Consider the following 17,747-nt stretch of genomic DNA (forward strand, 5'->3'; position numbering starts at 1 on the left):
AAAAGGCGCATAACAACGATATTATCACAGAGCATATTATTACGCTTCGAAAACTCTTGAAAACCCTCATCGCTGAAAGTGCGGGGAATATTATCAGTGCCGATATGAGAAGAGAGCCTACGAAGTTCATTGCTACTACTATTATTACTGCGATAACTACTGCTATGAGCAGGTTGTACATATCTGAGCGCACACCCGTAGCCTTAGCAAAGCTCTCGTCAAAGGTTACTGCAAATATCTTGTTATAGAATACAAGAAATACAGATACTACGATAACTGACATAACTATGCATATCCATACATCGGCAGGCTTTAATGTGAGTATTGCTGTTGAGCCGAAAAGGGTGCTACAAACGTCGGCTGTGACGTTGCTTGAGGTTCTGCCGTTGCCTTTCTGAGCAGCTATATTCATCATCATATAGCCAAGTGCGAGAGCTCCAACAGATATCATTGCAACTGCTGCATCACCCTTTATCTTTGTATTGTTTCCTGTCCTGAGGAGCAGTACTGCGGAAATGATGGTGATAGGCATGATTATGAGCATATTGTTTGTGACGCCAGTTATTGTGGCGACTGCCATTGCACCAAAGGCCACGTGTGAAAGTCCGTCGCCGATGAAGGAGAAGCGCTTCATTACAAGGGTAACTCCGAGGAGTGATGAGCAGAGGGCGATAAGAAGTCCAACGATAAGGGCGTATCTCACTGCAGGAAGCTGAAAGTAAAGTTGAAGCTTGTCAAACATCTCACTCATTTTCCTCACCTCCCATTACAGAAAGGAAGGCATGACCTATCTTGCTGGTCATGTAGTCCTCTTTGGTGCCAAAAAACAGCTGCTTTCTGCCAATGTGGAGTATATGGGAGGCATATCTTACAGCTGCGTTCATATCGTGGGATACCATGATGACGGTTATCTTGTCCTTTTTATTGAGACTGTCGATAAGCTCATACATCTCGTTGGTAGCCTTGGGGTCAAGACCTGTTACAGGCTCGTCGAGAAGTATCATTTTTCTTGCGGCGCAAAGCGCTCTCGCAAGGAGAACACGCTGCTGCTGTCCGCCAGAAAGCTCGCGGTAACAACGTTTTGTCAGGGGCTCGATGTCAAGTCTTCTCATCATATCATGAGCAAGCTTCTTTTCTTTCTTACTATAAAAAGGACGAAGACCGCAGCGGTTCATGCAGCCTGATAGCACTATCTCACGAACAGAGGCAGGGAAGTCACGTTGTACAAGGGTCTGCTGAGGCAGATAGCCTATCTCATTCTTTCCGACTTCGCCACAGAGGTCTATTTTTCCGCTTAGAGGCGGCTTAAGTCCAAGGAGTGCCTTGATAAGCGTACTCTTTCCAGAGCCGTTCTCACCGACGATACAAAGATAATCGCCGCTACTGACGGTAAAACTCAGATCTTTTGTAATAACGTCCCCCTCATAGCCGAGTGATACGTTCTCGCATTTTAATAATGCACCCATTCAGTCAAGCACCTTCTTTACAAGATCAGTTACATTACAAATAGTATGCTGTTCAGCTTTCAAAGACCGTAAGAGAAGCAGCTGCAATTGTCGCAGCTGCTGTATGATTAACTGTTCTATTGACAGACTTGCCTTAAATGCTCTCAGCAATTGAATTTGATAATCATTTTCAAATCATATTATACTTTATTTGAACTCATATGTCAATAGCTGTATGTAAATTTCATGCAGATTTTACTGATATGGCCACAGGGACAAGATGAAAAAATGATGATATTTTCAGCGGTATACTTGACAATATATATCTTTTAATGTATAATAACTTTGTAAATTTGATATAGGGGGGCGGTATTATGCCAAAAAACTCAAAAGACAAAGAGCTTGACAAAATGTACAAGGATCTCCTTGAAACAAGGGATAGCGCTCGTGCTTCTTCCAAAGATGAAGGAAATCGTTTGCTGAAATTCTTTGTGGGACTGCTCATGCTGGGCGGCGGCTTATTCATGATATTCCAGAATATTGAGGTCTCAAGTTCATGGGGCTACGGCGGATACTTTTTCAGGATTGGTGGCTTTGGTCTTCCAAACGGACTGATAATGCTTCCCATCATTATAGGTATCGCAATGCTTTTCCTTATGGACAGAAAGATATTCGGCTGGGTAGTACTTTCGATAGGAATAGTGACCGTTCTTCTCAGCGTAATGATGACGACTCACCTCAGATGGCGCTCGACCAATGCTTATGTGTTCATAATCATGTTCGGACTTGTAGCTGCCGGAGGAGGACTTGTGCTCAGAGAGCTTTTCAGAAAGAACTGAATAAAAGCAGGATCGCACCATTGTGGTACGGTCCTTTTTTATTTCCACGAAATATTGTAAAGTGTGACTTCATGCGCTCCGAGAGCGGCGGCATTGTCGATATTTCCAAGCTGGAACTTTATATCCGCTGACATGTCGCTCTCAAAGGTGACATCAAAGCTGAAATGCTTCTTCTCGGGTGATAATTCCACTTTTTCGTTGAGATACCTCGTATAGGAGCTGTCCTCGGCTGTGACTATCATACATCTCGGAACTGTTGAGCTCGCGTCAAATTCAAGGGTATGTTTTTCGCCTGCCCTTACCTCTTTGCCGTATAGTAGTCCCATTACTGCATATTCCAGCTCCCCGGCGTTCCTGATATCTATGACGGTGTAGCCTTCCTTATTGGCCACGGAAGCTTCTGCGCCTTCTATATAATTGTCAAGGACAAGCGAGCTTATCTCAGTGGGAGCAAAGTCGGAATCCTTCTTTTCATAGACGCGGACGTAGTCTATATCGAAGTGCTTCTCGCCGTCCGCAAATATACCGGGTTCTGCATAAATGCCGTCTACGCCGTCGAAATGTCCGCCAACAGCAAGATTCAGTATTAAATAGAAATTCTGGTCAAAGGGAGCAGGATAGCTGAAGCCATCGGAGTACCATTCGGTCTGTGTGCTGTAAAGTATATTGTCAACGTACCAGCGTATCTCTCCGCGGTCCCATTCAATACTGTAGATATGCCAGTTTTTCGAGCTGTCTCCCTCAGGGAAATCATAATTATTTGTGAGGTAGGTGTTTGCAGGCCATGTACCGCCAAAGTGTATGGTTCCACATATCTTCTCAGGAGTGCTGCCCCAGCCTTCCATAATATCTATTTCTCCTGATGAAGCCCAGCCACCGTAGACACTGTCTTCAGGAAGCATCCATATGGCCGGCCACAGGGATTTTCCAGAGTCGCAACGTGCCCTTACTTCTATCTTTCCACCGCAGACTGAAAACTTATGCTGTGTATTTATACGGGCTGAGGTATAGTCGTAGCTGCCCTGCTTTTCGTCCGTCCAACTCTCTTTGCGAGCTGCGATAGTGAGTACGCCGTCTCTGACAGTGGTATTCTGAGTGGTATAGAATTCCTGCTCGTTGTTTCCCCAGCCGTTGGTGACATAGTTGCCGCTGTCGTCGAGCTTCCAGTTGCCGAGCTCGTAGGACCATTTGCTCAGGTCAAGCTCATTGCCGCTGAATTCATCGCTCCATAGTAACGTGTAGCCGTCTTCTTGATATGTCTCAACTGTGCTTCCGAGAAGAAAGCAACTGAGACGCTGGAGTTCTTCTGCGGAAGCTCCGCTTTTTCGTGCGCGTATCATATCAAATATATCAACGATGCCGTCGCTGTTAAAATCGATATCCGAACTGCCGCCTGCTATTGCAGCCGCAGGGAGCGAGGCGAGCAGCACTGCCGTCGCTGCAATAATTTTAAGTATCTTCATAGCTGCCTCCCTATTGTTTCGGCAGTACACTGCCGCTAGTTTACGACATGATTTTAACACAAATAACAGTCTGTGTCAAGCTGAAAAAGCCTGTTTTATGTGCAAATGAACTACTTTTGGTGTGGATTTTACGGTTTTTTGACTGCATTTCGGCGAGTTTTTGCCATTTCTCTTGAAATTGCTGAAAGTCCGTGATATAATGTTCCATGTCGGAGTCAGAACTTTTTTTGGCTTATGCCTTGAAAAACAGAAATTTGCTCCGTATACTTTATATTGGAATAATTATGATCTTATGGAGGTCTGTTTATGAAAAAGTTAATCACATCGGCAGCAGTATGTTCAATTGCGCTGTGCGCGCTTGTTTCATGCGGCGACAAAAGCTCCAAGAAGAATGGCGATATTGTTGGAAAATGGTCAATGAGTGGCATAGAGAATTCAGGCATTGAAGACGGCGGATTGATATTCAAGGCTGATGGAAAGGGTTCTGTTTTTGAAGATACCTCTTCTATCCTTCACTTTGAGAGCGAGGGCTTCAATATAGGAGGTACTGTTATCTCGGATAATTACATCAAGGAGGACGGCGACAATCTCGTTGTTGATATCGAGGGAAAAGAAATGCTCGATATGACAAGGCTTGAAGGCAGAGATGGCAAGGACGGTTTGTATTCACTCAAGGGTGGTATGCTTTATACAAGTATCGTTGAAAAAATGAGCGCTAACGGTAGCTTTGACGAGAACAACCTTGATATCACTATAGATTTTGACGGAGCTCACAGCGAGGTCATCTTCAACAATATATTTACATATACCACTAAGAAGGACAAGCTGACTATTTCGGGCTTCTCAGGCTTCCTTAAGGAAGACAGCGATTCTGCCGCAGCTAACGGAGGCTCTATCACAGCTGATTATAAGATAAGCGGAAATACTCTTTCAATAATTGATTCAAAGGGAACAGAAACCCTTACGAGAGTACAGTAATAAAAAAGCCATAAGAAGTTTGCCCCGCCCCCTGTCTACTTGTCAGGGGGCGGGGCAATTCTTTATGGCTTTTGTTTTTTTATCCGTTAATATATGCCACTATGGGCTTAATGTATTTTGGATCGGTACTGTCGAAGGAGTGTGATATATATTCAGCTCTTTCAGTATCTATTTCCGAGTGGCCCTTCTTGCTTTTTAACATGGCGACGTAGGTTTTCATCAGCACTCTTGGGGCGATGGACATTTTTTCGTATGCCAGACCGCCCTCGCAGTAGAAAGCCTTTGCGTACTGCTTCTGTTCATCGGTGAGGGCTTTGTCAAGAAGGGTTTTTACGCCCGAAAAGTCTGCAGGACTCGAACCTACGCAGAACATGGCAAGTTTTTTGTTTTTCCAGTTAAGTATATGCTTAGTAAACCAGTCAGCCTTGTTTATTTTTTCAACCGAAACCCAGCCACCGTATATAACAGCGTCATACTGGTCAAAGAAGCTGTCTTCCTTTTTTAAAGCTTCTTTTAATGTCATAATATCTGCGTTGAGTTCTTTTGAGAGCCATTCGGCGTATTTCTGAGTGAAACCTGTTTGTGAAGAGTATACTACGATTGTTTTCATAATTATTACCTCAGTATTTATGGGGGTATAGTGTGTTTATATAGCTGAGAACGCCTGCCTTAAATCGTCGATGATGTCGTCTACATTTTCAAGACCAACGGACAGTCTTATAAGACCTCCGTTTATGCCACAAGCAACCAGCTGCTCGTCAGTAAGCTGACGGTGAGTTGCGCTTGCGGGGTGGAGAACGCAGGTACGAATATCTGCAACGTGTACCTCGTTTGAAGCCAGCTTGAGAGAATCCATAAATTTAATGGCAGTATTTCTGCCACCTTTGATTATGAACGAGATAACTCCGCTGGTGCCGTCGGGGAGATACTTCTTTGCGAGCTCGTGATACTTATTGCTTGCAAGAGCAGGATAATTAACGGATTCAACGTGTTCGTTGGATTCGAGGAATTCAGCGACCTTAAACGCGTTCTCGCAGTACTGCTTCATACGAATATGGAGTGTCTCGAGACCAAGATTAAGGTAGAATGCTGACTGAGCCGAAGGATAGCAGCCAAAGTCTCTCATGAGCTGCATTCTTGCCTTTATTATGTATGCAGCCTTACCGTAAGTCTTTGTATAGACCGTTCCGTGATAGCTCTCGTCAGGCTCTGTGAATTCTGGGAACTTGCCGTTTGTCCAGTCGAAATTGCCTGAGTCAACGATAACTCCACCGCCCTGAACAGCATGACCGTCCATGTACTTTGTTGTGGAGTGGACGATTATATCGGCTCCGTACTCGAATGGTCTGCAAAGTATAGGGGTTGGGAAGGTGTTGTCTATGATGAGTGGAACACCGTTCTCATGAGCTATCTTTGCGAATTTTTCGATATCGAACACTGCAAGTGCGGGATTAGCAAGAGTCTCACCGAATACAGCTTTAGTATTTGGCTTGAATGCTGCTCTGATCTCGCTTTCGGGAGCGTCTGCGTCAACGAATATGCACTCAATACCCAGCTTTTTGAGGGTATAGGCGAAGAGATTTACAGTGCCGCCGTATATCGTAGCGGCTGAGATGAAGCTGTCTCCTGCCTTGAGGATATTCAGGAGTGAAAGGAGAGAAGCAGCCTGTCCGCTGGAAGTACACATTGCTCCGATACCGCCTTCGAGGGCGTTGATCTTTTCCTCAACAGCCATAACTGTGGGGTTCTCAAAGCGTGAATAGATAAGGCTTTTTGTGGGGTCGTCGAATACAGCCGCAACATCATCTGTTGAATCGTAAACATAAGTGGTGCTTTGTACAATAGGTACGACTCTCGGCTCGGTATTCTTTGGGGTGTAGCCTGCGTGCAGGCATTTTGTTTCGATCTTCATTGGTGGGGTACCTCCGTTTATTATATTACTGAGCTTTCCTGTTAACTATCCGTTGCACCTTCGGTACACAGAATTCGAGGACTGCACAGTATTTGTCAATAATAGTGATTATGTATGTTTCTTTGTATTTCGGCATAGATCTTGTCGCGGGCCACATGTGTTTTTCTATCATGTCCCGTTCTAGATTTGTGATATCGGTCACCTTCGCAGCGTTCGCGCAGGCCTCTATTGAATGCTTCCTGCTGTGTGAAGCCTGACCCTTTGACCTTGAGGAGTTGTACTCTCTGCGGTCATAGTAGAAAAGGTCGTGGAGAAGTCCTGCTCTTGCAGCCGAACGGGCATTGAGACTGAACCTTCTGCACACTATGTAACTGTAGTACGAAACGTTCAGACAGTGCTGAAAACGGGTCGTGGAAACATGGTGGGTTATGTCTTTGAGCTTCTGAAGCTGCCGACATTCTATGATATCTTTTACGCAGTCATAGTAGCAGTTCGCGGTGAGCTCCTTTGAAGAGCATATAGCTTTTAGCATAAGTCTGGCCTCCTTATATAATGATATCCCTCTCATTATACGGTTTTGCCGTTATGAATATTATACAATATAATCAAGTGAAAATCAATATTAATTCCAAAAAAACTATAGACTTTACGCGAAACAGAGTGGAACAGGCAGGTGATGAACAGGGGATTGTTGAGAAAAATATAGTCAGTATGCACAAACTTCAGTTGAAAATTTGTGCGCTGGGGATTAAAACGAAGAAATTTGCAAATTCACAGCAATAAAGTATTGCAAAATAATAACAGTAGTGCTATAATCAATAATGTACTGCGGTCAATGCAGAATTTAACAAAGGAGGTTTTTTAACAATGGCGTTAAAAAATCAGTATCTTATCGATTTATTAGAAACAGTTAAGAAGAGAAATCCCGGCGAGCCAGAGTTTATACAGGCAGTTACAGAAGTTCTTGAAACACTTCAGCCTGTTGCTGAGAAGAGACAGGACCTTATCGACGCAGGTGTTTTCGACCGTATCGTAGAGCCTGAGAGACAGATCATGTTCCGTGTTCCCTGGGTTGACGACAACGGCAAGGTACAGGTAAACAGAGGTTTCAGAATACAGTTTAACTCTGCTATCGGACCTTACAAGGGCGGTATCAGACTTCACCCCTCAGTATACCTTGGAATCATCAAGTTCCTCGGCTTTGAGCAGGTATTTAAGAACAGCCTTACAACACTTCCTATGGGCGGCGGCAAGGGCGGTTCCGACTTTGACCCCAAGGGCAAGAGCGACGGAGAGATCATGCGCTTCTGCCAGAGCTTTATGACAGAGCTTTGCAAGCACATCGGCGCTGACTGTGACGTTCCTGCTGGTGATATCGGAACAGGCGCAAGAGAGATCGGCTTTATGTTCGGTCAGTACAAGAGAATCCGTAACGAGTTTGTTGGCGTTCTTACAGGTAAGGGTCTTACCTATGGCGGTTCACTTGCAAGAACTGAGGCTACAGGCTACGGACTCTGCTACTTCACAAATGAGATGCTTGCTGCTAACGGCAAGAGCTTCAAGGGTCAGACAGTTGTTATCTCAGGTTCAGGTAACGTTGCTATATACGCTACAGAGAAGGCTACACAGTACGGTGCTAAGGTAGTTACTGTTTCAGACTCAAATGGTTATATCTACGATCCCGACGGAATCGATCTTGATCTCGTAAAGCAGATTAAGGAGGTTGAGCGCGGTCGTATCAAGGAATATATCGGCAGAACTTCACACAAGAACGCTGAGTATCACGAGGGTAGCGTTTGGACACTCAAGTGCAACGCAGGCAGCATCAAGCTTGACATCGCTCTTCCCTGCGCTACACAGAATGAGATCAACGGCGACGGTGCAAAGGCTATCGTTGCTAACGGCGGCTACGCTGTAGCTGAAGGTGCTAATATGCCTTCAACTCCTGAGGCTATTGAGACATACCTTTCAAATGGTGTTCTCTATGGTCCTGCTAAGGCTGCTAACGCTGGCGGCGTTGCAACATCAGGTCTCGAAATGAGCCAGAACAGTGAGAGACTCAGCTGGACATTTGAAGAGGTTGACGAGAAGCTCCACGGCATTATGAAGTCTATCTTCAAGGCTTGCGATGAGGCTGCTAAGGAGTACGGCATGGCTGGCAACTACATGGCAGGTGCTAACATTGCAGGCTTCCTCAAGGTTGCTGAAGCAATGAAGGCTCAGGGCTGCGTTTGATAATAACTGATAGTGACTCATCAGTAAGAGCAGTAAAGTAAAAAAATGTCTCCCGTTGTGCTAACCGACGGGAGACTTTTTGTATAATGCACAATTAAGTATATGCCAAATTGGTGAAAACATAGAATTTTACTATTTAGACAATTATTATTCTGTATAAGGTTGAAATATGTGCAAAGTGTGATATAATATAAAATGTAGTTATTTTATCAATTATTGTAGTAAGAATTTTGCCATGGGGGTAATCAGCTAATGAAAAAAACTATAATCACTATCGAAAGACAATACGGAAGCGGTGGTAGCAACATCGGAAAGCTTGCTGCGGAAAAGCTCGGCATCAGCTGCTACAACAGACAGATACTTGAAATGACCGCGGAAAGATGCGGTATTGCTCCCGAATATCTCGAAAATGCAGAGGAGAACGTGCCAACAAGCTTCCTCTATTCTCTGTTGTTGTCTGCAAATCCTGCAAGGACTATGGAAGAGAATCTTCCTCTTTCAGATAAGGTATTTCTTATGGAGAGCCGTATCATAAACGAGATAGCCGAAAAGGAAAAGAGCTTCGTTATCGTGGGAAGGTGTGGAAGCTATATCCTTGAAGACAAGGGGTGCTTCAACGTGTATATCTATGCTGACCCGGAGTTCCGTGTGAAGCGAGCTGTTACAGAGTATGGTGTAGGCGAGGGCAAGGCTGAGTCTGTAATGAAAAAGGCGGATAAACGCCGTGAAACTTTCTATAACGTCAATACTGGAAGAGTATGGCATGACAAGGATCAGTATTCTCTATGCCTTAACAGCGGAGTGCTTGGCGATGAGCTCTGTGCGGATATAATAGTAAAGGCTTATCAAGAATACAATGAACGTTTTAAGGACTGATAAAGTATAAAGAAGCTCCTTTGCGGTAGAATAACCGTAAAGGAGCTGTTTTTCATGTGCGTTGTTCTTATCCGTTCGGTAATGCTTTATATATTGGTTATATTCGCCGTGAGACTAATGGGGAAGCGTCAGCTCGGGGAACTACAGCCCTCGGAGTTGGTAATAACCATACTTGTATCGAATATTGCCACCCTTCCCATTGAAGATGTGGATATTCCGATTATGGTGGGGGTTACGCCAATTCTGGTGCTGGTCTGCTTTGAGGTGATAATATCTTGGGCTGACATGCATTTTCCAAAACTGAGAAGACTTATATCTGGAAGCCCAAAGATAGTTGTGCGTGGTGGTTGCATCGAAAGGGATATTCTTAAGGAACTGCGTTTTTCGGTGGATGATCTCCTTATGGCTCTGAGAAGCAAGGATATATTCGACCTTGACGAAGTACAGTACGCGATTGTGGAAACTACAGGCAGCATATCCGTAATGAAGAAGCGGTCCGCAGAATCACCTGTTCGGAGCGATATGGGTATCTACGCTGAAAACAGTGATCCGCCGGTGCTGATAATCTCGGATGGTAAATTCATAGTTGAAGCAATAAGGTCGGTGAAGTACAGTATGAGCGCTGTTGAGATACTTCTTGACGCAAACGGTATTAGTCTGGCTGAAGTGTTCATAATGACCGTGGAAAGCTCGGGAAGGTGTTTTGTTGCGGATATAAATGGGAGTATGCCGAAAATCTTATATCTCAGAGGTACAGAGAATGACAAGAGTTAGGATAAGCTTAGGAGTGCTTCTGCTTCTTGTGGTCACAAGTACTTTTACAAGTCTGTGGGTGAACCGCCGCTGTGGAGCGATGCTCGATGATATAAACAAGCTTGGAATTATAGCTGAAAACGGTTACAGCGAGGAGCTTGCTGGATTGGCTGAGAAACTGAATGAAGAGTGGGAGAGTTTCAGGAGCAGAGCTTCCGTACTGGTGAAATATGACAAGTTGGTGGAGATAGACTGTCTTTGTTCGCGGATAGTTCAGCTTTCTGACGAGGATAACGAGGAATTCACCGCAGAGCTGGCAGAGCTTAGGGATATGCTTGAAATGCTGAAAAGCGGTGAAACTCCGAAGCTTTCAAGCGTGTTATGAGTTGAGAATTGACAGTAGAGAGTTGAAAGCTGTGGCGAGGTATTAAAAAAGGGGCGAAATTACTCCGCCCCTTAGTTTATTAGTTTAATATGTTCATGCCGTATTGCTCCTGATTGTTAAGATCTTGAGTTGTGTCAATAATGTGTTTATCGCTTTTCAAGCCGTTTTCATTAAGAGATCTGCTCCAGCCTGTGCATGATATGGTTTGTTTTTTTATATCAGCATTAAATGAAATGTCAAAATCTGTGCAATCCCAGCAATTGTACTGATAGATATAAAAACGTATCTCTGTTTCATCGTGTTTAAGTGTGCAGCAGTATCTGCCATATTTGCCTGCACGTATTTTTATATGGCTGCCGCTCACATTGATTTTTTCTTTTTTTCCGTTGTGAGTACAAGAGAACTCGCAGTCTGAAAGCTTTATGTTCCTGTCGTCGATGGTTATAGAAACATTTCCTTTTATCCTGCTGAAAGGATAGATATAATTGAAAAATACTGACGGAGCGATAAATCTTAAAGCAGTTAAAGAAATAATAATGATAACAGCAAAAAATGATAATAACTTTATTAATTTTATCATTACCTTAAATCAAACGAACACTCAATCAACTTTCCACTCTCAACTTACTTTTCAAGTGTTCCGTGGGAGAGTGATTTCAGGTAAGCATTAATGAAGCCATCGATGTCGCCGTCCATAACAGCCTGTATATTGCCGTTTTCAAAGCCTGTGCGGTGATCCTTTACAAGGGTGTAGGGCATGAACACATAAGAACGTATCTGCGAGCCCCATGCTATCTGGTTTTGAACGCCCTTGATATCCTCGATCTTTTCGAGGTGCTCACGCTCCTTAATCTCAATGAGCTTTGAACGGAGCATCTTCATGGCGTAATCCTTGTTTTGGTATTGGCTTCGTTGTGTCTGACAGGAAACTACGATACCGGTAGGCTTATGGATAAGACGTACAGCAGAGCTGGTCTTATTTACCTTCTGTCCGCCTGCGCCGCTTGAACGGTAAACCTCCATTTCGATATCCTCAGGACGTATATCTACCTCGATAGAATCGTCTATTTCAGGCATAACTTCAAGAGCTGCAAAGGATGTGTGTCTTCTTCCGGAAGCGTCAAAGGGGGAGATACGCACAAGTCTGTGAACTCCTGATTCGGACTTCATATAGCCGTATGCGTTGTCACCCTCAATTAGTATGGAAGCTGACTTCATACCTGCGTCGTCACCGTCGAGATAGTCAAGTAACTCAACCTTGAAGTCGTGACGCTCAGCCCAATGATTGTACATACGATAGAGCATCTCCGCCCAGTCCTGAGCCTCAGTACCGCCTGCGCCTGCGTGGAATGTGAGGATAGCGTTTGCGTTGTCGTACTCGCCTGTTAGGAGCGTAGAGAGCTTTTCGTCCTCAAGTTTGGTCTTGAACGCTTCGGACTCGCTCTTTATCTCTTCAATGTCGCTCTCATCGTCGGCTTCTATGGAAAGCTCGATAAGAGTGATTATATCCTCAAGATTATCGTTGAGCTTGTTGAACTTTTCAATCTTTCTTTCAAGGGATTTCTGCTCCTTCAGCACCTTCTGGGAGTTTTCAAGGTCGTCCCAGAAGCCGTCCTTGGCAGTCTCATCGCCAAGCTCCGCAACTCTTTTCTTTGCGGCTTCTATATTCAGAACGTCTGCAAGCTCCGCCATTTCCTTGCGGTAGCCGGTCATTTCGACTCTGAGTTCGTCAAGTATTATCATAGCTTCAAATCCTTTCAAACATAATTACATATATTATACCATGTTTTAAGTCTAAGTGCAAGGGGAAAATCTGATTTTTTCGCAGACTTTGAAAAGCCCTTTGTTTTAAGAGAATAGCGAGTTGAGAGCAGTGAATAGTGTAGGAGCAGATATTATCAGCCTCTACTATTTTCTACTCTCTACTTACTGATAACTTTTTCTTGACAAACGCAGATTTATCGTGTATAATAATAAAGTATTCAAAGGCGATGATGAAGAGGAGTACGCAGGGAACCAGATTTTCAGAGAGCTGCCGGGTGGTGAAAGACAGTATGAAGGATCTGCGGAAGTAGCTTCGGAGCTTCGCGTGCCAACGGCTCAGGCTCAGTAGTATGCGGCGTGTTCCTCACGTTACAGGGGAAGAGGTTTTGCGACCTCGCAGAGTGCGGGATCATATTCCCGAATTCAGGTGGTAACACGGACTATAGTTCGCCCTGAACCTTAACGGTTCGGGGCGTTTTTTAATTTGTAATGCTTAATTCGCAATTCGTAATTAATGCGTCTCCTGTTGGAGACGGATAAGAATTATTATTTGATCTGTGAGCGGAGCGAACACAACAATTACGCATTACGAATTTCGCATTAAACATCCTGTTTATTATCCCTGAATATTCAATCAGACTGAAAGGAAGATCATAATGGCAAAGGAACTTGCAAAGGCTTATAACCCCAAGGACTTTGAGGATCGTATTTATGCGGCATGGAACGACAAGGGTTGCTTCCGTGCAGAGGTTGATCCCAAGAAAACTCCCTACACTATAGTTATACCACCTCCGAACATAACAGGACAGCTCCATATGGGACATGCTCTCGACGAGACATTACAGGATATCCTTATCCGCTGGAAGAGAATGAGCGGCTACAGTACATTGTGGCTCCCTGGTACTGACCATGCTGCTATCGCTACAGAGGCTAAAATAGTTGAGGCTATGCGCAAGGAAGGCGTTACAAAGGAGGATCTCGGACGTGAGGGCTTCATGAAGCGTGCATGGGAGTGGAAGAAACAGTACGGTGGACGTATCGTTGAACAGCTCAAGAAACTTGGCTCTTCCTGCGACTGGTCACGCGAGCGCTTTACTATGGACGAGGGCTGCTCAAAGGCTGTAAAGGAAGTATTCATAAAGTACTACGAAAAAGGTCTTATCTATAGAGGCGAGCGTATAATCAACTGGTGTCCCAAGTGCCGCACATCGCTTTCCGACGCTGAGGTAACATATGAGGATCAGGCAGGTCATTTCTGGCACCTGCGTTACAAGATAAAGGACAGCGACGGATATCTAGAGCTTGCCACCACACGTCCCGAGACTCTTCTCGGCGATACAGCTGTTGCCGTAAATCCAAAGGACGAGCGTTATACGGCTCTTGTTGGTAAGACAGTGATACTCCCTATCGTTCACCGTGAGATACCTATAGTTGCGGATGACTATGTTGAAATGGACTTCGGTACCGGCGTAGTTAAGATAACTCCTGCTCACGACCCCAACGATTTTGAGGTTGGTCTTCGTCATAACCTGCCCGTTATCAACGTAATGAACGACGACGCCACTATCAACGATGATTATCCCGCATATGCAGGCATGGATCGATACGAGGCAAGAAAGAAGATAGTTGAGGATCTCGAAAAGGAAGGCGCTCTCGTAAAGATAGAGGAGTACAGCCATAACGTAGGTACCTGCTATCGCTGCGGAACTACTGTAGAACCTAAGGTATCAACTCAGTGGTTCGTTAAGATGCAGCCCCTTGCAGAGCCTGCTATAAAGGCTGTAAAGAACGGCGATACAAAGTTCGTTCCCGAGCGCTTCGACAAGATATACTTCCACTGGCTGGAAAATATCAAGGACTGGTGTATCTCACGTCAGATTTGGTGGGGACATCAGATACCTGCATTCTACTGTGACGAGTGCGGCGAAATGGTAGTTACAAAGGAGAGCAGTGCAGTTTGTCCCAAGTGCGGAAAGCCAATGAGACAGGACCCTGATACTCTCGATACATGGTTCAGCTCGGCACTCTGGCCCTTCTCGACTCTTGGCTGGCCTGAGAATACAGAGGACCTTAAATACTTCTACCCCACAAATACTCTTGTAACAGGATATGATATCATATTCTTCTGGGTAATAAGAATGATGTTCAGCGGTCTGGAGAACATGGGCAAGGTTCCTTTTGATACTGTCCTTATCCACGGTCTTGTACGTGACGCACAGGGACGCAAGATGTCCAAGTCCCTCGGAAACGGTATCGATCCTCTTGAAGTCATCAACGAGTACGGTGCTGACGCGCTCCGCTTCATGCTGGCTACAGGCAACTCTCCCGGAAACGATATGCGCTATATCGACGATAAGGTAAAGGCTGCTCGTAACTTTGCAAACAAGCTTTGGAACGCTTCACGTTTCATTATGATGAATCTCCCTGAGGACTTTGAGTTCAGTGGCCTTCCAGCAGAGCTTGAATTAGAGGACAAATGGCTTGTGAACAAGTTTAATCAGCTTGCAAAGGAAGTAGGCGAGAACCTTGAAAGATACGAGCTCGGCGTTGCTTCGCAGAAGATATACGACTTTATCTGGGACGTATTCTGCGACTGGTATATCGAGCTTACAAAGCCACGTATACAGGCAGGCGGCGAGACAATGGCAAAGGCTCAGGCTGTACTTGTATGGGCTATGCAGGGGATGCTTAAGCTACTTCACCCATTCATGCCTTTCATCACTGAGGAGATTTGGCAGGTACTCACAAACGAAAAGTCCATGATAATCCTCGAAACATACCCAACTTATGACGCTTCTATCGATTTCAATGCCGAGGAGAAGGCTTTTGAGAAGATAATCTCTGCTATCAAGGCTGTAAGAAATACACGTACAGAAATGAATGTACCTCCGTCGATAAAGGCTAAGCTCTTCATAGAGACCGCTGACAAGGAACTCTTCAATTCTTGTGCAGTATTCTTTGAGAAGCTCGCTTCTGCTTCATCTGTTGAGACAGGTGACAGGTTTGATATTGCTGATTCTGCAAACGCTGTTACAGACTCGGCACGTATATTCATTCCTATGGACGAGCTTGTTGACAGGGAAAAGGAGATAGCACGTCTTGAAAAGGAAAAGGCGAAGGTCCAGAAGGATATAGACTTCCTCAGCGGAAAGCTGAATAATCAGGGCTTTATCTCAAAGGCTCCCGCACAGCTTATAGATGCTGAAAAGGCAAAGCTAGCAAAGGCAGAGGAGAAAATGGCAAAGATAGAGCAGTCTATTGCAGCATTCAGAAAGTGATACAAATAAAAAAGCTCCCATTGTGGAGCTTTTTTATTTATAAGGAGTGTAAGAATGAAGATTATCAGTTATCTGTTTCGGATCTGTGCTTTTTGGAGGTCGTTTCCTCTTCGTCGCTGCTGTCGTCTTCGTCTTTCTCGGATTTACTGTTTTTCTTTGACTTTTCCGGTTCCTTCTCTTCAAGGGTTACCTCTACTGTCTTTTCTTCGCCATTTCTGACAAGTATTACCTCTACCTTGTCACCTGCGGATAAGGCATTAAGCTCAGCAATTAGGTCAGAGTCTGACTTTATAGTCTGACCGTTGAAGGAAACGATTATATCGTTTTCCTTTATGCCAGCCTTTTCAGCAGCACTGCCTTCATTGACTGTTGCTACAAATACACCTACAGGAAGATTGTACATTTTTGATGCAGTTTCTGTAACATTGCGGCAGGTGATACCTAGCTGAGCCTTTCCTGTAACATAGCCGAATTTCATAAGATCGTCTATGATACTTGCTGTTGCATTTGAAGGAATAGCAAAGCCTATACCTTCTATAGAAGCCTCAGACGATCCGTAAGATGATGACATCTTTGAAGAATTTATACCGATTACCTGACCGTACTTATTGATAAGCGGACCGCCGGAGTTTCCGGAGTTTATAGCTGCATCAGTCTGGATAAGGTTCATTGCCTTGTTATTTATTGTGATGTGACGACCGAGACCTGAGATCATACCGCCAGTAACTGTGTCCATAAGATCAAAGCCGAGAGGATTTCCTATAGCGATAACGGATTCGCCGAGCTTTAACTCGTCGCTGTTGCCAAATTCAGCAGCAGTAAGACCTGTTTCGTCTATCTTTAATACTGCAAGATCGCAGTCAATGTCATATCCAATTATCTCAGCATCGTAGGATTTTTCATTATCAAGGAGGACAGAAACGCTTGAAGCCTCATATGCACCATATTCGTTGTCATAGATAACATGGGCATTTGTTACAATATAGCCGTTTTCAGATATGATAACGCCTGTGCCTGTGCCCTTGTACTCCTGCTCAGAAGTACCGCTACTTCCGCTTCTGCCGTTGCCGTAGCCGAAATCAAAGCCTCCGAAGTCAAATCCATCAAAGCCAAAGTCAGAGAATGGATTAATTGACTGCTGTACTTCTAAAGTGAATGTGGACTCAACGCCTACTACAGAGGGAAGCACCTTTTCTACGACCTCCTCTGTGGAGAGAGTACTGCCGCCTATCGCCTCAGGCTTGATTATGCTTACTGCCTGAGATGCAAGAGATTCTCTTTTGCTCTCCTTTGTTGTTGTCTTGTTTTCCTCCTCGGTCTCTTCAGTTACAGAAGTGCTGCGGAGAGAGTTCTCACGTGAGAAAATACGATAGCCCTCGATGGAGCCTGCCGAAACTATACCCATTGCGACTACGAATGCAGATATCTTCAGGAATGAGTGCTTCTTTTCTTTCTTGGGCTCCTGCTGACTGTCAGTGCTGAAGCCATTGTATCCCTCAACATTTTTATTTTCATCGTTGTTATTGAAATTGTAATTATACTCACCCATAATATTCACTTTCCTTTTCGATTATTTTTTCTGAGGTTCTTCCTCAGCCTGTGATTATATTATATTCATCCTTTGTGATACTAATTTGCGGTATTTGTATAGCTTTTGAGAAGTTTTTGTGTATTTTTTTTCACATTTCTTCGCCCAATGTGAAAAATGTGAAAGCTTGATAACAGGCTAGATGGCTATATATCATGTTTTGCAGCATTACAGCTTCACCGTGAGGAGAAGTTTACGGAAAAATTTAAAAGCCTAAGCTTTTCACATTTC

General features: G+C 44.4%; 16 protein-coding genes and 1 other annotated feature. Of the genes, 7 read left to right on the forward strand and 9 right to left on the reverse strand.

Translation table 11 applies throughout. The features are described 5' to 3' along the window. The coding region (locus J6U00_RS10395; RefSeq protein ID WP_296581598.1) for a metal ABC transporter permease at positions 1–751 on the reverse strand (751 nt) is incomplete at its 3' end. Next, positions 744–1,466 (reverse strand): ABC transporter ATP-binding protein, encoded by a 723-nt coding sequence (locus J6U00_RS10400; RefSeq protein ID WP_296581600.1) that lies wholly within the window; start codon positions 1,464–1,466, stop codon positions 744–746. The genes J6U00_RS10400 and J6U00_RS10395, both read right to left, overlap by 8 nt. 353 nt (positions 1,467–1,819) lie before the next feature. Between J6U00_RS10400 and J6U00_RS10405 the strand changes: the two genes are divergently transcribed. Then, positions 1,820–2,284, forward strand: coding sequence for a hypothetical protein (locus tag J6U00_RS10405; protein WP_296581602.1), 465 nt, complete (start codon positions 1,820–1,822; stop codon positions 2,282–2,284). A 38-nt stretch (positions 2,285–2,322) separates the two neighbouring features. Here J6U00_RS10405 and J6U00_RS10410 read toward each other — a convergent pair whose 3' ends face one another. Next, positions 2,323–3,747 carry a glycoside hydrolase family 16 protein gene (locus J6U00_RS10410; RefSeq protein ID WP_296581604.1) on the reverse strand — a complete coding sequence of 475 codons (1,425 nt, stop codon included), beginning with the start codon at positions 3,745–3,747 and terminating at the stop codon, positions 2,323–2,325. Positions 3,748–4,053: 306 nt separating this feature from the next. On the opposite strand from J6U00_RS10410, the gene J6U00_RS10415 reads away from it, so the two are divergent. Then, a complete protein-coding gene (locus J6U00_RS10415; protein WP_296581606.1) occupies positions 4,054–4,725 on the forward strand; it encodes a hypothetical protein in 672 nt (223 codons plus the stop codon). A gap of 79 nt (positions 4,726–4,804) precedes the next feature. Here J6U00_RS10415 and J6U00_RS10420 read toward each other — a convergent pair whose 3' ends face one another. From J6U00_RS10420 to J6U00_RS10430, 3 genes are read right to left on the reverse strand one after another with little or no spacing between them, the layout of a single operon-like run. Continuing rightward, a complete protein-coding gene (locus J6U00_RS10420) occupies positions 4,805–5,335 on the reverse strand; it encodes a flavodoxin domain-containing protein (RefSeq protein ID WP_296581608.1) in 531 nt (176 codons plus the stop codon). A gap of 36 nt (positions 5,336–5,371) precedes the next feature. Beyond that, positions 5,372–6,637, reverse strand: coding sequence for an O-acetylhomoserine aminocarboxypropyltransferase/cysteine synthase family protein (locus J6U00_RS10425; RefSeq protein ID WP_296581610.1), 1,266 nt, complete (start codon positions 6,635–6,637; stop codon positions 5,372–5,374). Positions 6,638–6,662: 25 nt separating this feature from the next. After that, complete coding sequence (locus tag J6U00_RS10430; RefSeq protein ID WP_296581613.1) at positions 6,663–7,169, reverse strand: HD domain-containing protein; 507 nt, start codon at positions 7,167–7,169, stop codon at positions 6,663–6,665. Between the two features lie 335 nt (positions 7,170–7,504). Between J6U00_RS10430 and gdhA the strand changes: the two genes are divergently transcribed. From gdhA to J6U00_RS10450, 4 genes are all read left to right on the forward strand, one after another. Next, the gene (gene gdhA, locus J6U00_RS10435) at positions 7,505–8,872 is read left to right on the forward strand and encodes an NADP-specific glutamate dehydrogenase (RefSeq protein ID WP_296581615.1); all 1,368 of its coding nucleotides are present in this window, start codon (positions 7,505–7,507) and stop codon (positions 8,870–8,872) included. A gap of 252 nt (positions 8,873–9,124) precedes the next feature. Further along, positions 9,125–9,748 carry a cytidylate kinase-like family protein gene (locus J6U00_RS10440; protein WP_296581617.1) on the forward strand — a complete coding sequence of 208 codons (624 nt, stop codon included), beginning with the start codon at positions 9,125–9,127 and terminating at the stop codon, positions 9,746–9,748. A gap of 54 nt (positions 9,749–9,802) precedes the next feature. Then, positions 9,803–10,522 (forward strand): DUF421 domain-containing protein, encoded by a 720-nt coding sequence (locus J6U00_RS10445; protein ID WP_296581618.1) that lies wholly within the window; start codon positions 9,803–9,805, stop codon positions 10,520–10,522. Beyond that, positions 10,509–10,886, forward strand: coding sequence for a DUF4363 family protein (locus J6U00_RS10450; RefSeq protein WP_296581620.1), 378 nt, complete (start codon positions 10,509–10,511; stop codon positions 10,884–10,886). Before J6U00_RS10445 ends, J6U00_RS10450 begins: the two co-directional genes overlap by 14 nt. Positions 10,887–10,965: 79 nt before the next feature. Here the strand turns inward: J6U00_RS10450 and J6U00_RS10455 are convergent, their stop codons facing one another. Further along, entirely contained in the window at positions 10,966–11,466 is a 501-nt protein-coding gene (locus tag J6U00_RS10455; RefSeq protein WP_296581622.1) for a hypothetical protein, read from the reverse strand. A gap of 44 nt (positions 11,467–11,510) precedes the next feature. Then, complete coding sequence (prfB, locus tag J6U00_RS10460) at positions 11,511–12,629, reverse strand: peptide chain release factor 2 (protein ID WP_296581624.1); 1,119 nt, start codon at positions 12,627–12,629, stop codon at positions 11,511–11,513. Between the two features lie 239 nt (positions 12,630–12,868). Further along, positions 12,869–13,108: a binding site (T-box leader), on the forward strand. A gap of 198 nt (positions 13,109–13,306) precedes the next feature. Here prfB and J6U00_RS10465 point away from each other — a divergent pair. Next, positions 13,307–15,928, forward strand: a complete 2,622-nt coding sequence (locus J6U00_RS10465) for a valine--tRNA ligase (protein ID WP_296581626.1) — start codon at positions 13,307–13,309, stop codon at positions 15,926–15,928. 64 nt (positions 15,929–15,992) lie between these two features. Here J6U00_RS10465 and J6U00_RS10470 read toward each other — a convergent pair whose 3' ends face one another. After that, positions 15,993–17,477, reverse strand: a complete 1,485-nt coding sequence (locus J6U00_RS10470; protein ID WP_296581627.1) for a trypsin-like peptidase domain-containing protein — start codon at positions 17,475–17,477, stop codon at positions 15,993–15,995. Positions 17,478–17,747: the final 270 nt, after the last annotated feature.

The organism is Ruminococcus sp., from assembly GCF_017650195.1.
GTDB lineage: Bacteria > Bacillota > Clostridia > Oscillospirales > Ruminococcaceae > Ruminococcus.

What these genes read in the sequence shown, in the direction of transcription:
- J6U00_RS10400 (WP_296581600.1), bottom strand. Translation starts at nt 1,466, where the DNA reads ATGGGTGCATTATTAAAATGCGAGAACGTATCACTCGGCTATGAGGGG.
- J6U00_RS10405 (WP_296581602.1), top strand. Translation starts at nt 1,820, where the DNA reads ATGCCAAAAAACTCAAAAGACAAAGAGCTTGACAAAATGTACAAGGAT.
- J6U00_RS10410 (WP_296581604.1), bottom strand. Translation starts at nt 3,747, where the DNA reads ATGAAGATACTTAAAATTATTGCAGCGACGGCAGTGCTGCTCGCCTCG.
- J6U00_RS10415 (WP_296581606.1), top strand. Translation starts at nt 4,054, where the DNA reads ATGAAAAAGTTAATCACATCGGCAGCAGTATGTTCAATTGCGCTGTGC.
- J6U00_RS10420 (WP_296581608.1), bottom strand. Translation starts at nt 5,335, where the DNA reads ATGAAAACAATCGTAGTATACTCTTCACAAACAGGTTTCACTCAGAAA.
- J6U00_RS10425 (WP_296581610.1), bottom strand. Translation starts at nt 6,637, where the DNA reads ATGAAGATCGAAACAAAATGCCTGCACGCAGGCTACACCCCAAAGAAT.
- J6U00_RS10430 (WP_296581613.1), bottom strand. Translation starts at nt 7,169, where the DNA reads ATGCTAAAAGCTATATGCTCTTCAAAGGAGCTCACCGCGAACTGCTAC.
- gdhA (WP_296581615.1), top strand. Translation starts at nt 7,505, where the DNA reads ATGGCGTTAAAAAATCAGTATCTTATCGATTTATTAGAAACAGTTAAG.
- J6U00_RS10440 (WP_296581617.1), top strand. Translation starts at nt 9,125, where the DNA reads ATGAAAAAAACTATAATCACTATCGAAAGACAATACGGAAGCGGTGGT.
- J6U00_RS10445 (WP_296581618.1), top strand. Translation starts at nt 9,803, where the DNA reads ATGTGCGTTGTTCTTATCCGTTCGGTAATGCTTTATATATTGGTTATA.
- J6U00_RS10450 (WP_296581620.1), top strand. Translation starts at nt 10,509, where the DNA reads ATGACAAGAGTTAGGATAAGCTTAGGAGTGCTTCTGCTTCTTGTGGTC.
- J6U00_RS10455 (WP_296581622.1), bottom strand. Translation starts at nt 11,466, where the DNA reads ATGATAAAATTAATAAAGTTATTATCATTTTTTGCTGTTATCATTATT.
- prfB (WP_296581624.1), bottom strand. Translation starts at nt 12,629, where the DNA reads ATGATAATACTTGACGAACTCAGAGTCGAAATGACCGGCTACCGCAAG.
- J6U00_RS10465 (WP_296581626.1), top strand. Translation starts at nt 13,307, where the DNA reads ATGGCAAAGGAACTTGCAAAGGCTTATAACCCCAAGGACTTTGAGGAT.
- J6U00_RS10470 (WP_296581627.1), bottom strand. Translation starts at nt 17,477, where the DNA reads ATGGGTGAGTATAATTACAATTTCAATAACAACGATGAAAATAAAAAT.